We start from the raw sequence: 14,251 nt of genomic DNA on the forward strand, positions 1-14,251 counted from the left end.
ACCGCTTGGGAATCAATTCCCCGAGGGCGCAAGCCTTGCGCCCCTACCAGCCAAAATCATCGGTCGATGATTGGGGAGTTGGTGCGGTTAAAAACTGGATCTGATGTCCAATTAATTAGGACGCAGCCGGATTGTCCCACTGCAAATAGGGCAGTTGTGTGGCCGTGGCGCGAACTTTGTCCGCATTGGCGACCAACTGGCCGCAGTTGTCCCAACTGCCGTTTATGAACGCCTGCCGCGATCCTTCGTTCATTTTGACGTCGATCGCAATATCCCCGCAGCGGACCTGCATCGCCCCGAGATCGAGCACCATTTCCGCCTGTGGATCGGCTTCTAAGGCCGCCTGCAACCGCTTCACGGCGTCCGGTTCGGCCGTCACGCAGGGAACCCCCATCGCGCCGCAATTGCCCAAAAAGATTTCGGCGAAACTCTCCCCGACGATCGCCTGAATGCCCCATTTTGCCAACGCTTGGGGGGCGTGTTCGCGGGAGGACCCGCAGCCGAAGTTGTGGTTGACGACCAGAATATTCGCCCCTTGATATTGGGGGAGATCGAAGGGGTGATTGCCATTTAATTGTTGGCGATCGTCGGCAAACGCCTGTTCCCCTAAACCGTCGAAGGTGACGCAGCGCAAAAACCGCGCCGGAATGATGCGATCGGTGTCGATATCCCCGCCGACGAGGGGAATGCCTTTGCCGGAAACTGTTTGAATTTGACTCATGGGGAAAGTGAAAAGTGAAAAGTGAAAAGTGAAAAGTGAAAATAGCGGTTTTCGATCCGATGAGATATGGATGATCCCCCTAAATCCCCCTTAAAAAGGGGGACTTTGACCCCAGACCGCACCTCGCCAATTTGAAAAACGCTGTAGGGAATGAGCCGGGAAATTGACAATTATGACCGATCGATTGTCCCTACACCCCACACCCTACACCCTACACCCAAATTAAATTAACTCGCGGACGTCTGCGACCGTTCCGTTGATGGCTGCGGCGACGACCATCGCGGGGCTCATCAGGAGGGTGCGTCCGGTGGATGAACCTTGGCGGCCTTTGAAGTTGCGGTTGGAGGAGGAGGCGCTGATCTGGTTGCCCTGCAATTTGTCCGGGTTCATGGCCAGACACATGGAACAACCGGCCTCCCGCCACTCGAAGCCGGCGTCTTGGAAGATGCGATCGAGGCCTTCGGCTTCTGCCGCTTTTTTGACCCGTTCCGAACCGGGGACGACGAAGGCTTTCACACCCTCGGCGACTTTCCGGCCTTGGGCGAATTTTGCGGCTTCCCGCAGGTCACTCAACCGTCCGTTGGTGCAACTGCCGATGAAGCAGACGTCCACTTTGGTGCCACGGATGGGGGTTCCGGGGGTGAATTCCATGTAGCGGTAGGCTTCTTGGGCGATCGCGCGATCGCCCTCCGGCAGGTGTCCGGGGTCGGGGATGGCCTCGTCCACGCCGATGCCCTGGCCGGGGGTGATGCCCCAGGTAACGGTGGGGGGGATATCGGCGGCGTCGAAGGTGATGACATCATCGTAAACCGCATCGGTGTCGCTGCGGATCTGGTCCCACCAGGCGATCGCTTTTTCCCAATTTTCCCCTTTGGGGGCGAAATCCCGGTCTTTCAAATAGTCGTAAGTCACCGCGTCGGGGTTGACGTAGCCGCAGCGGGCGCCCCCTTCGATGGACATATTGCAGATGGTCATCCGTTCTTCCATCGACATGGCTTCGATGGTGGTCCCGGCGTATTCGTAGGCGTAGCCGACGCCGCCTTTCACCCCCAGTTTGCGGATGATGTGGAGGACGACATCTTTGGCGTAGACCCCCGGGCGCAGTTGGCCGTTGACTTCGATGCGACGGACTTTGAGTTTCGACAGGGCCAGGGTTTGGGAGGCGAGGACGTCCCGGACTTGGGAGGTGCCGATGCCGAAGGCGATCGCGCCGAAAGCCCCGTGGGTGGAGGTGTGGGAGTCCCCGCAGGCGATGGTCATCCCCGGTTGGGTTAACCCCTGTTCCGGGGCGATGACGTGGACGATGCCCTGGTTGCCGGAACCGATATTGTAGAACCGGATGCCGTGTTCGGCGCAGCTTTGTTCCAGGGCCCGCATCATCTCTTCGGCGAGGACGTCGGCGAAGGGACGGGCTTGGTTTTCCGTGGGGACGATATGATCGACCGTGGCGACGGTGCGATCGGGGAAGAGGACGTTCAGGTTGCGATCGCGCAACATGGCGAAGGCTTGGGGACTCGTCACCTCGTGGATCAGGTGCAGGCCGATGAAGAGTTGCGTCTGACCGGATGGCAGGGTTCCGACGGCGTGCAAGTCCCAAACTTTATCGAATAGTGTTCCTTTGCTCATAAGACCGGGCTGAATCGGCGTATCCAACGCGCTTAAATCTGTTGTCAATTTTACCGTTTTTGGTGCTCCGAGGAAATGGGGGCGATGGAGAATCCTTTGGACTCCGGGCATCCGACTGGACGAAAATGCCTCAAGTCCCCTTCCCGCTTCGGGTTGAGCGAGCGATCGCTCTCGAAATATGTTACAATAGAGGAGACAAAAGAGCGCTCTCCCCCCTTGGTTTTGGATAGAGCGCTCAGTCCCCAATATTTTGATCACAAGGGCATAATATCACAATGAGACACCCGATGATCGCCCCTGCAGCGAAAATGCAGTTTGGGGTTTCTCCGTCTCCCCTCGCGGAACCTCAATTCCCCCAAATTACCCCTTTGGTTTCCCGGCCGATTAAAATTGAAACCATCGACAGTATCGGCATCGGCGAGACTCCCCGGCTGGTGTACTCGACCCCTGAAGGTCGCTGGAGTCGCCTGATTTCTAAAGCCGAATTTAACAAAATTTGGTCGCTGTACCTGAAGCTTAAGGGCTTGAAAGATACCCTAATCTTGAAATCGAAAATTAACAAATCCGGCATTCATTTGCAGACCCAACGGGTGACGATTTGTATCGCACAAGCCGAGGCGAAATCGTTCCTGTCCCGTTACAACCGGGTGGCGATCGCGCCCCTGCAAGTCCGCCTGATTCCCCAAGGGGCGGTGGTTTGGAATGAAAATCGCAGTACCTTATCTTTGGTCAAAGATGGGGAATGCACCTGCGAAGATTGGCGCTACCGCCAGACCATTTGTAAACACCAAATCGCGGCCGAACTGTGCCGATCCCAGTCCCGTTAGTTTCCGATCTGTTTTTGATTTCCCACATCTCTCAAGTTTGGGGAAATGTGGGAATTTTTTTGCCGGTTATTGAGATTTTCGGATCGCTTCCACCAGGGAAGAATAATCGACATCCGCCAAATTCAATTCCGCGATCGCCCGTTCAATTACTAATCGCACCCCCTGCAAACTTTCGGTGTTAAAATTAGACGCGATCGCCTCATTTTGGAATAATTTCGTATGTTTGAGTAAATGTTTGGTGGGAAAATTGCGATCGGCATAATTCCCGTCCGTCAGGGGTTCTAGGCTGCGATCGAACCCGGAAGCATGGGAGGCACCGTCGCGGCGGATCTTCACAAAAATTTCAACATTTGTCGCTAGATAGCTAGAAACCGGGTTTCTACCAGTATTTCTCATTCTGACCAAAAACATTTCCTAGAAACCCGGTTTCTTCGTCTCACCAAATAGCCATTCAACTTTCAACCAAATTAGAAGTTAATATATTCAAAAATGCCTCGACGATTTGATCTGGTTGTTCGCAACACTATTGCAAATGTGGTTGTTCCTTAGAATCTTTAACAACTGCCATTTGCTTCACATACCTGTAAATAGTTCAAACAAAGAGGAAGCTATGATTGCTATAATCGATCCCATTACTCTAACCATAGTTTTGTCTGCAGTAGGAGGAGCAGTAGCAGGAAAAAAAGGCAATGACGTTTTTGACGGATTGTTTGCTGCCGGTAATGCTGCCAAGTTAGATGAAAGTATTAACACGCTAGAAAACGGTAAAGATAACAACGATCGCAAGAATTAGTCAGATTAAACCCTCAGCTTTTTGGTAGCTGTAAAAAAATAGTGGCTTAATTACAATGCCCCAAGGGTTTCATGTTCTAAAACGCTAGTAGAACAGACATTTTGTCTGTTCTACAGTGCTGGCAACCTTAACCTACTGCATAAAAGAAGAAACAACCCCATTCATATCATCAGCGAAAGAATCGCCCAACGCCTTAAACTTCCACTGGGAGCCATTTCGAGAAACCTCCCCCATCAACATCGAGATTTTATCTTCATATTAAGTGGACTTGTACTAATATGAGCCTTGAAATTGATTTCAAGGCGGGTTAGCTTCGCCCCACCAGATAGCCATAAACCCGGTTTCTTCGCACCCCCACCAGACACCTAGAAACCGGGTTTCTACCAACATCTCTCAATCCCCACCCACATCTCCCCTAGAAACCCGGTTTCTTAGCCCTCTCATCTCCCCACAGATATCTAGAAACCGGGTTTCTTATCCGAAAACCATGCTACAATTGTCAAAAAGGTGGAAATGACCCAGTAATTAATAAATGTCTTTTGAAATCATGAGGTAATGGTGGATGCAAGCAATTAATATACAAATTCCCCTCGAATTAATTGAGCAAGGGGAAAGGGCAGTTTTGGAACAAATTGCCATGCAACTCTATCAAAATAAAATATTTACCTTTGGTCAAGCCCGTCGATTGTTGGATTATTCCGTGTGGGAATTTCAAAAACTGTTGGGAGAAAATCATATTGTTCGGCAATACGACACCGATGATTTTACAGAGGATATAGAAGCGATTCAATCCGGATTTTTGGATGGTTAAAATCATTTCTTCCCACCAGACACCTAGAAACCGGGTTTCTACCAACATCTCTCATTCCAAAAAAAATCTCCCTAGAAACCCGGTTTCTTCCTCCCCACAAAAAACCGTTTCCCTCGCAATCCTTAACATGGCGTAAAAATTCTTGAGCTTTTGCAATCTGTCGCGAGTTTTCAGGGGTCAGCTATTTGCGGCGGGTTGAAACTGTGCCATTAACCAGGCGCCCACCTGGGACTGATCTTGGCTGCGGCTGCGTTTGAGAGCCTCGTCCAGGGTCGCTATTTCCAACCCTGGAAACATGAGAGAGACATCAATTCGCTGGCTGCCGCGATCGCTCATTTGATAAGCCAATACTTCGGCTGTTTCCACCTTCACAATCCAATACTCGGAAATCCCCACATCTTCGTAGAGGACTCGCTTGACAGTGCGATCGTCCAACAGGGATGATTTCGCCACCTCCACCACCAAATTCGGCACCGGATACTTTTCCAGATTGACAATATCGGTGCCGCCGGGGATGGCGGTTGCCTGGGTGCCAATATAATAAGCCAAATCCGGCTGAAATTCTGTATAGCCCGTTTTGCGGAAGGAACAATTGTCTAAAATCGTGAATGGAATGCCTTTCAAAATACCATAGAGATTAATGGCAAGAGCGATAATTCCATGATCTTTGCTGTGATCGAAGCCGACGGATAGTTGCATTTCCAATCGCATTCGCCCATTGCTGTAATATCCCTTGGATTTGGCGTGGGCGGGGTCATCCAAAGCCCGAAGGTATTCGTCCCAGGTGGCAGGAACCCAGGTATCACTGACGCTGAGGGTACAGGGTGGATTCATGCTCATCATTCCAAAGGACAAATCGACATTTATTCTATATTACCCGTAGTTTTGGACTTTGACAATCCGTCGTGCCTTCATCATCGGTTAAGTGGGGGCGGTTCGCTCACCAGATACCTAGAAACCGGGTTTCTACCAGTCTCTCTCGTTCTTCCCAAAAAACTTCCATAGAAACCCGGTTTCTTCGCCCCACCAGATAGCTAGAAACCGGGTTTCTACCAGCATCTCTCGTTCTTCAAAAAAAACTCCCATAGAAACCCGGTTTCTTCGGCCCAAGGTCAGTCGTTCGGGGATTTTCGGATCGCTTCCACCAGGGAAGAATAATCGACATCAGCCAAATCCAATTCCCCGATCGCCCGTTCAATTACTAATCGCACCCCGTCCAAACTTTGGGGATTCAACTGAGACGCGATCGCCTCATTTTGGAATAATTTCGTATCTTTGAGCAAATGTTTGCTGGGAAAGTTGGGATCGCCATAATTCCCGTCAACCATGCGTTGTAGCTTTTTGTCAAAAGTGGGGGCGTACAAGGCACTTTCCCGGAGGATCTTCATAAAAGTTTCAACATCTGCCCCCTGGCGTTGGATGAAGCTGAGACTCAACCCGAATGCGGCGGTTAACGAAGCGATCAGTTGGTTGAGGGCCAATTTCACCGCCGCCGCCGATCCCACCTCTCCAATTAACATCGGTTCTCCCAGGTGTTTGAGTACCGGCGTCCACCGTTCCAACTGTTGCGGCGTTCCCCCCACCATCACCTGTAGCGTACCGGATTTGACTTGGGGGATGCTGCCCAAAACTGGGGCTTCCAGATAATCTCCCCCGGCGGCGACAATGGCATCCCGGATGTCCCGACTTTCCCGGGGGGCGATGGTTCCCATCTGAATGGCGGTGCGATCGCGCCATTTTGCCTTAACATTGGGGGAGAGGACTACCGCTTCGATGGCGGGGGCGTCCGCCAACATCAAAATTGTACAGTCCGCCGCGGCGATCGCATCTCCGGGAGACGCGGCAATTTCTGCACCCGCCTCCTGCAACGGTGCCAATTTCTCCGGGGTACGATTATAGGCGACAACCTCCAACCCGACTTCCAAGAACCGCCCAGCCATCGGCTGTCCCATCAGTCCCGTTCCGATCAATCCAACTTTCATGTGGTGCGTCCGGTTACTCCAGTTTTTAATTTTAGGGAATAGGCAATAGGCAATAGGCAATAAGAAGACAGAGACTCCCTTCGCCTCCTCCGCTCCCTCCGCTTCCTCCGCCCCTCCGCCCCCCTGCCCCTCCGCCCCCATTCAAAATCCCCCTCCCGACAGAAACGAAAGGGGGACGGATGGAATTGACAGCGGATCTGGAATTAAGCGTCTGAATCAGCTTTTTGGAGCAATTCAGCGCGGATCATACCGCCATCCCAAGTCCAATCTGGCTTCTCTTGTTTGGGGATAAAATTGGCCAGGATAGTGTCGGGGCTGCTTTCATAAAATTGCGTAATTTCTGCGATCGCCCACAGGCCCCACGGTGCCCGCACCCAAATTTTATCGCCGATCGCGAACACTTCGCCCTGGGGATTTTTGGCTTCCGAGAGTTCCACCAGGGGTTTGGGTTTGTGCTTGACGGGTTTGGGGAGTCTCGACGGGCGGGGCCGGTCCTTGTTGAAGTTCGGGCGTTTGGAGTCTTCCGGATTGGGGGTCGGACGTTTGGTATCTTCCGGCTTCTCCGTTTGATCCGCGACAGGCTTTGTCTCTGGTTCGGGGGGTTTCTTGGGTCGGGTAACGGCCAATATTTTGTGATTGCTACTCATTAATTCTCCCGGATGCTACTACGTCACCATATCCTGTGTACATTTTATTCGTTTCCCAATGACTCTGACGAATGCCGTGCATCGTCGAGATCGAGAAAAACCGCGATCGCTCGGTTGATCCTTGGGGCTATTCTAGAATATCCTATTTTTTCTATGCACCGGGAGCGGCGGAATATCCGGAGCGTATCGATGCTCGGGAGAAACGGGCGAACATGGCGACGAAAATCCTCAAACTCCCGATTCTCCGGCTATCGGTTCCGTCATCTCCAAAATTTGGTCGAACTCAAAATTATCCGTCAACTCTCTGAGGCAGCGGCCCAAATCCGCTTGGGATTCGGGAATTTCTGCGATCAGGGCGAGAATTTCGGGTTCGTCCGTACACAAGACGGCCCGGTGCACTCGCGCGATCCAGGTTTTCGGCATTTCCCGGAGGCGATCGCCGATCGTCGCGGATGGGAGGTCGCAAGTCGGGGGGGACTCGGTTTCTGGGGACATCAATTCCAGATTATCTTTATATTCGTAGCGCACCCCCAAATGTTGTGCCATTTGATCGAATAAGATCGCCTCGCGGAAAGGCTTGCTGACGAAATCATCGCACCCCGCCGCCAAAATGCGCGATCGCTCCTCCTCGAAGGCGTGGGCTGTCAGAGCGATAATCGTCGGGACGCGATCGGGGGGAATTTCGGTTTTGATCCGGCGGGTCGCCTCCAAACCGTCCATCACCGGCATCCGCATATCCATCCAGACCAGATGGGGGAACCACTCAGCGGAGGTTCTGAGGGCCTGCAAGCCGTTTTCGGCCTCCCGCACCTCAAAACCCACCTCGGAGAGCAAATGCACCAGCACGCGGCGATTTTCCTCGGCATCTTCAACCACCAAAATTCGGTAAGTCGGTTCTCCGGGAGCTAAACCGATGACCCGTTTGGGATTGGGTTGGGCGGGAATCTCTTTGCGATCGGCGGCTTTGACGAGGATTTCAAATTGAACCGTGGTGCCGTGTCCCACCCGAGTGTTAACGGAGATCTCGCCACCCATCATCCGCACGAATTTTTGGCTGATCGGCAATCCCAAACCCGTGCCCTCGTTGGACTTGCGGCCCGTCTCCGTCTGTCCGAACGCTTCAAATAGCAGGGGGATCTCCGCCTGGGCGATTCCGGGGCCGGTGTCTTCGACTTCAAAGGCCAAAATCGTCCCGTCGGGGTGCGGGCGGGGGGAACATTGCACCCGCAAGGTGACTTGTCCGCGATCGGTAAATTTGATCGCATTTCCCAACAAATTGATCAGAACTTGGCGGAGCTTGTTCTCGTCGGTTTTCACATATTGGGGCACCTCGGGTCTGCAGTCGAAAAACAACTGGAGTCCCTTGTTTTTCGCCCGCAACCCCAACATTTCCTCCAAATTGCCCAACAGGTAATGCAGGTCAAAACTGTCCTCGTTGAAGGTGATGCGGCCCGCTTCGATCTTGGACATTTCCAAAACGTCGTTGATCAGTTCCAACAGGTGTTCCCCGGAGCGGCCGATAATTTTGACCTGCTCCCGCTGGGACGGGTTCAGGTGGTCGTCGCGGGCGAGAATTTGGGTGAAACCCAGGATGGCATTCAGGGGGGTCCGCAACTCGTGGCTCATCTTGGCCAAAAATTCGCTCTTAGCCCGGTTGGCGGCGTCGGCCGTCTCCTTCGCCCTTTGCAACTGGTCCATCAGTTCGACTTGCTGGAGGGCGACCCCCAATTGGTTGGCAATTTGCAGCAGCAAGCTGACTTCCCGAGATTCCCAATGGCGGGGGAGGCGGTGTTGGTAGACGCCGAGCATCCCCCACTGGGTTTCGCCGAGGAAAACGGGGGCGACGAGGTAGGCGCGGATGTCGAACCGCTCCATCAGGCGGCGGTGGGAGTCGGAGAGGGGGGCGGTGTAGATGTCGTCGATCGCCCGCCGGTGGCTATTTTGATGGGTATTTCCCGGACTTTCGAGCAGGTGTTCGGAAAACCAGATTTCTTTTTCGGGGGCATCTTTCAATGTCGGGCTCCCGGCGATGGCGGACTCGAATAAAAATTGCCCCTTCGAGTCGGGCAAGTTTCGGTAAACCACGACGCGATCGCAGCGGAGGATCTGCCGCACTTCCTGGGCCGTCGCCTTGAAAATCATGTCGATATCCAACGTCTGCCGGATGGTTTCGATCACCCGCGCCAGGGCCCGTTCCTGTCGGGCGGCTTTGGCCTGTTCTTCGGACTGTTGCTGAGCCCGGGTCAGCAATTGTGCCTGTTGGATGGCGACGCCGAGTTGGGTGGCAATTTTGCGGACAAATTCCACCTCCGAAGCTTTCCAGTGGCGGGGGGCCGAACACTGGTGGATGCAGAGCAATCCCCAAAGTTGGCTCCCTTTTAACAGGGGGATCACCAAATTGGCGCGAATTTGAAACGCTTCGAGCAGTCGAATGTAGCAGGGATTCAAACGGGCCTCGTAAATGTCGGCGACGGACTGGAGCCGGGAGTGCTGGTATCCGGAGACGAGTTTGCCCGTAAAACAAGGGTCTTGAATCCTCCGGGTGAGGGTGGAGTTGAAGGCTGGCAAAACGTCCTCGGAAATAAACTGGCCGCGGGTATGATTTGAGGTGGAATCGAAGCGGAAGACGGCGACGCGATCGGCTTCGAGCAGTTGGCGGACTTCCCGAGTGGCGGTCTGAAAGATGGTGTCGATGTCGAGGGTGCGCCGAATTTTGTCGATCACTTGAGCCAGGGCTCGCTCCCGCTCCGCTTCCCGCAGCAAATGTTCGGCTTTGCGACGCAGTTCGATTTCCAGGGTGGTCTGGAGTTTTTCCTTTTGCTGTTTCGTCTGAGCCAACAGTTGAGCCTGTTGGATGGCGACGCCGAGTTGGGCGCCGATTTGCATGAGAAAGTTGATCTCGGGCGAAGTCCACACCCGGGGCCCGGAATTTTGAAAGGCGGCCAGCAGCCCCCACAACTGTTGATTTTGATAGATGGCGATGATGGCGTAGGCCCGGGCTTGGTAGCGCTCCAGGATGTCGATGTAACAGTCGGAAAATCCGGCTTTGTAGATGTCGTCGCAGACCCGAAACACCTCGCCCCGGCTGAACGGACCTCCCTCGGTTTCTTGGAGGTGGGTATCGACGTTGGGGGAGCTGGATAAGTATTTGAGGCTGCACTCGCTGATATTGGCTCTCACAGACGCATCCCGGTGCTGGAGGTTCATCAGGGAGAGCCACCCGTCGGCTTGGGATTCCACCATGAATTCGCCGCTCCAGTCGGCGTTGAAGCGATAAATCACGACGCGATCGCACTCGAGCAACTGGCGGACTTCTTGGGTGCTGGTGTCGAAGATCGTCTCCAGGTTCAGGGACTCGCGGATCTTGTTGATGATCGCGGCTACGGCCTTCTCCCGCTGCACGGCCTGGGCCACCGCCTGGGTGAGGTCGTCGGACTGCCGCTGCAACTTTTGCACGAATTCGGCGTGTTGGAGGGCGATACCCAGGTGGGTGGCGATTTGGCGGACGAATTCGATCTCCGGCGGACGCCACCGCCGGGGGCCGGAACATTGGTGGATGCACAGGAGTCCCCACAGGTTCTCCCCCTGCAACAGGGGCACGACGAGGTTGGCCCGCACCTGAAACCGTGCCAAAATTTGGACGTGACAGCGGGCCAGGGGCAGGGTGTAGATGTCTTCGGCCATCCAAATTCGCCCCTGTCGGTAGTATCGGGCGTGATGCTCTCCGAAACAGTGGTCACTGATTTTGGCGGCCAGGGCACAGTTATACTCGGGCAGGACGTCTTCCGAGACGAATTCTCCGCATTGATATTGGGAGTCGGTGTCGAAGCGGTACATCCCGACGCGATCGGCGTCGAGGAGTTGCCGTACTTCCCGGGCGGTGGAGGTGAAGATGCTTTCGAGGTCGAGGGATTCCCGGATTTTGCCGATCACGGCGAACAGGGCTTTTTGTTGGGCGACCTGGGAAGATTCGGCCGCCGGGGATTTGAGTTGGGCGACCTGCCGGCGTAGGGCGGCTAATTCTTGCATCAGTTCTTCCCGCGTCGGGGTGTTGGGGGTGAGTTCGGACATTTGCAATTAACAATTAACAATTAACAATTAACAATTAATAATTAATAATTATATTTTTTGTTTTTTTGACCGTACAAACTTCTCGATGGTCTTGTCGGGGCCCCTGGCTTGCGCCCCGATTTGAGATTTCCCTACACCCTACACCCTACCCCCTACACCCTCCTACTATGGCAGGGCGGTGACACGATCGCGGCCGTGTTCTTTGGACTGGTACAGGGCGCGATCGGCCAGATCGATGAGGGTGGAGGGGTGGTTTTCGGGGTGGGGAATTTGACTGCCGACGCCGAAACTGAGGGTGACGATCGCACCGATTTGAGAGTGGGGGTGGGGGATTTCCAGGTGCCGCACCGATCGCGAGATGTCTTCGGCTACGGCGATCGCGCCGTCCAAGGGGGTGTTGGGCAGCAAGACCGCGAATTCTTCTCCGCCGTACCGGGCCGCCAGGTCCGCGGGCCGTTTGAGGGAGTCGCTGATGGCTCGGGCGATCGCCCGCAGGCAGTCGTCCCCCATCTGATGGCCGTAGTGGTCGTTGTAGGGTTTGAAATAATCGACGTCGCACATGATCAGGGACAGGGGTTGCCCCTCCCGGGCCAGACGCCGCCATTCGCGATCGATGTATTCGTCAAATCGGCGTCGGTTGGCGACGTGGGTGAGGCCGTCGAGATGGGCGAGGCGGTACAGTTCGGCGTTGGCTTTTTGCAATTCGGATTGCGATCGCTGCAGGGCCGCTTCGATTTCCTTTCGCCTCTGAATCTCTTCTTGAAGTTGTCGATTCTGGATTTGCAGTTGTTGCTGCTGCCGCCGCAATGTGATTTGAGTTTTGACCCGCACCAACACTTCTTCGACTTGAAAGGGTTTGGTAATGTAATCGACCCCCCCCATCGTGAAGGCTTTGACTTTATCGGGCAGCTCGTCCAAAGCACTCATGAAAATGACGGGAATTTCGGCGGTGCGGCTGTCGGCTTTGAGTTGCACACAGACTTCGTAGCCGTCCATGTCCGGCATCTTGATGTCGAGCAGCACCAAATCCGGGGGGGAAGCCCGAGCCGTGATCAGCGCCATTTTGCCCTTGGTGACGCGCCGGACTTCATAGCCGTTGTCGATCAACATCTCCGAGAGCAGTCGCAAGTTATCCGGTTTGTCGTCAACCAGCAAAATATTACCCAACTTGGAATGGTTTGGAAGCCGGATCATTGGCGCGTTAGGAAACCGGAAAGAGACAGAAAAATGGGATGGGTACGGGCGATCAGCGGGCGATCGGGATAGATCTCAAAATTGAAGCAATCTATCCCTCTATGATACAACCGTGTAGCCATTTCCAACCCCCCCACCGCCGACTCGATACCGGACCAAAATTTCATATCGCCGTCACACGGATGCAACGAATCCGTCAAATCCCCGATTTAACTTAGGAATCGTAAGTTAATCAAAGGTTTGAGCCATGCAAGATTTATCGAAATCCTCCGGTCCCCGGTTTCAACCGATCGCCTATCTGTCGATGGCGCTGTTGGGCGCGGCGGCCACTTGGGGGGTCACGACCTACACCTCCGATGCCCGTTCCTCAAGCATAACTCCAGAAGAACCGATCGCTTCCCAAGTTTCCCCGGATGCTTCCCTGGCCCAAAATCCCAACCTCGTGAGTGCCGTGGTGGAGCGGGTGGGAGCGGCAGTGGTGCGGATCGATACGGCGAAAACCGTGGAAACAAATGTCCCGGATGCGTTTCAAGATCCGTTTTTCGGCCAATTTTTCGGCCCCGGAATGCCCGATGTCCCCCGAGAGCGGACGGTTCGGGGCGAGGGGTCTGGATTTATCGTCGGCGCGGACGGGCGCATCCTCACCAACGCTCACGTGGTGGACGGGGCGACGGATGTGCGCGTCACCCTGCGGGACGGCCGGGAGTTTGAAGGCCGAGTTCTGGGGACGGACCCGGTGACGGACGTGGCGGTGGTGAAGATCGAGGCGGACGACCTGCCGACGGTGAGTTTGGGCGATTCCGAGCGGTTGCAGCCCGGAGAAATGGCGATCGCGATCGGAAATCCCCTCGGACTGGAAAATACGGTGACGATGGGAATTATCAGCGCCACGGGCCGATCGAGCAGCGACATCGGCGCCCCGGACAAGCGGGTGAGTTTCATCCAAACCGACGCGGCAATCAACCCCGGAAATTCCGGCGGGCCGCTGCTGAACCAACGGGGCGAAGTGATCGGCATGAACACGGCGATCATCCAGGGCGCCCAGGGGTTGGGATTCGCCATCCCCATCAATCGGGTGGAAAATATCGCCGACCAAATTATCGCCAATGGCAAGGTGGAACATCCGTTTTTGGGCATCCAAATGGTCACGTTGGACCCCCAGGTGAAGGAGGATATCAACGGCGACCCCAACAGCGGTTTGAGCGTGCAGGCTGACCGGGGGGTGCTGATCGTGCGGGTGGTTCCCGGTTCTCCGGCCCACGAGGCGGGGTTGCGATCGGGTGACGTGATCGCCAAGATCGACGGCAAAGCGATTAAGGATGCCGCCGAGGTTCAGGAAGCGGTGGAAAACATCGGGGTGGGCGGTCGATTGCAAATGGAATTGCAGCGCAACGGCCAAATTCAAACTTTGGCGGTCCGCACCGGAACGATGGCGAATGAAGGCTAGGTGCAACTGGGTGGGCAACTCTATAAGGTTGCCCCCACACAGACACAACTACAACTGGGCGGGCAACCAGAGACGGTTGCCCCCACACAGACCCAACTACAATTGGGCGGGCAACCAGAGACGGTTGCCCCC

General features: G+C 54.7%; 13 protein-coding genes. 4 read left to right on the top strand and 9 right to left on the bottom strand.

Annotation, left to right across the window (positions count from 1 at the left end):
* Positions 1-115: 115 nt before the first annotated feature.
* Both leuD and leuC read right to left on the bottom strand, forming a co-directional pair.
* A complete protein-coding gene (gene leuD / locus LKE08_RS23690; protein WP_324706741.1) occupies positions 116-721 on the bottom strand; it encodes a 3-isopropylmalate dehydratase small subunit in 606 nt (201 codons plus the stop codon).
* Between the two features lie 222 nt (positions 722-943).
* Positions 944-2,347 carry a 3-isopropylmalate dehydratase large subunit gene (leuC, locus tag LKE08_RS23695; protein ID WP_324706742.1) on the bottom strand — a complete coding sequence of 468 codons (1,404 nt, stop codon included), beginning with the start codon at positions 2,345-2,347 and terminating at the stop codon, positions 944-946.
* 287 nt (positions 2,348-2,634) lie between these two features.
* Between leuC and LKE08_RS23700 the strand changes: the two genes are divergently transcribed.
* A complete protein-coding gene (locus LKE08_RS23700; protein WP_324706743.1) occupies positions 2,635-3,174 on the top strand; it encodes an SWIM zinc finger family protein in 540 nt (179 codons plus the stop codon).
* Between the two features lie 66 nt (positions 3,175-3,240).
* On the opposite strand, the gene LKE08_RS23705 is transcribed toward LKE08_RS23700, so the two are convergent.
* Positions 3,241-3,510 (bottom strand): hypothetical protein, encoded by a 270-nt coding sequence (locus tag LKE08_RS23705; protein WP_324706744.1) that lies wholly within the window; start codon positions 3,508-3,510, stop codon positions 3,241-3,243.
* 274 nt (positions 3,511-3,784) lie between these two features.
* Between LKE08_RS23705 and LKE08_RS23710 the strand changes: the two genes are divergently transcribed.
* On the top strand, positions 3,785-3,967 hold the full coding sequence (locus LKE08_RS23710; RefSeq protein ID WP_324706745.1) for a hypothetical protein: 183 nt from the start codon (positions 3,785-3,787) through the stop codon (positions 3,965-3,967).
* Between the two features lie 132 nt (positions 3,968-4,099).
* Here the strand turns inward: LKE08_RS23710 and LKE08_RS23715 are convergent, their stop codons facing one another.
* Positions 4,100-4,213, bottom strand: a complete 114-nt coding sequence (locus LKE08_RS23715) for a TerD family protein (RefSeq protein ID WP_324706752.1) — start codon at positions 4,211-4,213, stop codon at positions 4,100-4,102.
* Between the two features lie 316 nt (positions 4,214-4,529).
* Here LKE08_RS23715 and LKE08_RS23720 point away from each other — a divergent pair, with 316 nt between their 5' ends.
* Positions 4,530-4,778, top strand: a complete 249-nt coding sequence (locus tag LKE08_RS23720) for a UPF0175 family protein (protein WP_324706746.1) — start codon at positions 4,530-4,532, stop codon at positions 4,776-4,778.
* 177 nt (positions 4,779-4,955) lie between these two features.
* Here the strand turns inward: LKE08_RS23720 and LKE08_RS23725 are convergent, their stop codons facing one another.
* The 5 genes from LKE08_RS23725 to LKE08_RS23745 form a co-directional block, all read right to left on the bottom strand.
* Positions 4,956-5,612 (bottom strand): Uma2 family endonuclease, encoded by a 657-nt coding sequence (locus LKE08_RS23725; protein WP_375341461.1) that lies wholly within the window; start codon positions 5,610-5,612, stop codon positions 4,956-4,958.
* A gap of 278 nt (positions 5,613-5,890) precedes the next feature.
* The gene (locus LKE08_RS23730; protein ID WP_324706747.1) at positions 5,891-6,901 is read right to left on the bottom strand and encodes an NAD(P)-dependent oxidoreductase; all 1,011 of its coding nucleotides are present in this window, start codon (positions 6,899-6,901) and stop codon (positions 5,891-5,893) included.
* 62 nt (positions 6,902-6,963) lie between these two features.
* Entirely contained in the window at positions 6,964-7,407 is a 444-nt protein-coding gene (locus LKE08_RS23735) for a hypothetical protein (RefSeq protein WP_324706748.1), read from the bottom strand.
* Between the two features lie 228 nt (positions 7,408-7,635).
* On the bottom strand, positions 7,636-11,478 hold the full coding sequence (locus LKE08_RS23740) for a GAF domain-containing protein (RefSeq protein WP_324706749.1): 3,843 nt from the start codon (positions 11,476-11,478) through the stop codon (positions 7,636-7,638).
* 165 nt (positions 11,479-11,643) lie between these two features.
* A complete protein-coding gene (locus tag LKE08_RS23745; protein WP_324706750.1) occupies positions 11,644-12,672 on the bottom strand; it encodes a PleD family two-component system response regulator in 1,029 nt (342 codons plus the stop codon).
* 247 nt (positions 12,673-12,919) lie between these two features.
* Here LKE08_RS23745 and LKE08_RS23750 point away from each other — a divergent pair, with 247 nt between their 5' ends.
* Positions 12,920-14,119: an HhoA/HhoB/HtrA family serine endopeptidase gene (locus LKE08_RS23750; protein ID WP_324706751.1), complete on the top strand. Its 1,200-nt coding sequence runs from the start codon at positions 12,920-12,922 to the stop codon at positions 14,117-14,119.
* The last annotated feature ends 132 nt before the right edge of the window (positions 14,120-14,251 follow it).

Origin of the sequence: Lyngbya sp. CCY1209 (assembly GCF_035615495.1) — a bacterium.
Taxonomy (GTDB): domain Bacteria; phylum Cyanobacteriota; class Cyanobacteriia; order Cyanobacteriales; family Microcoleaceae; genus Limnospira.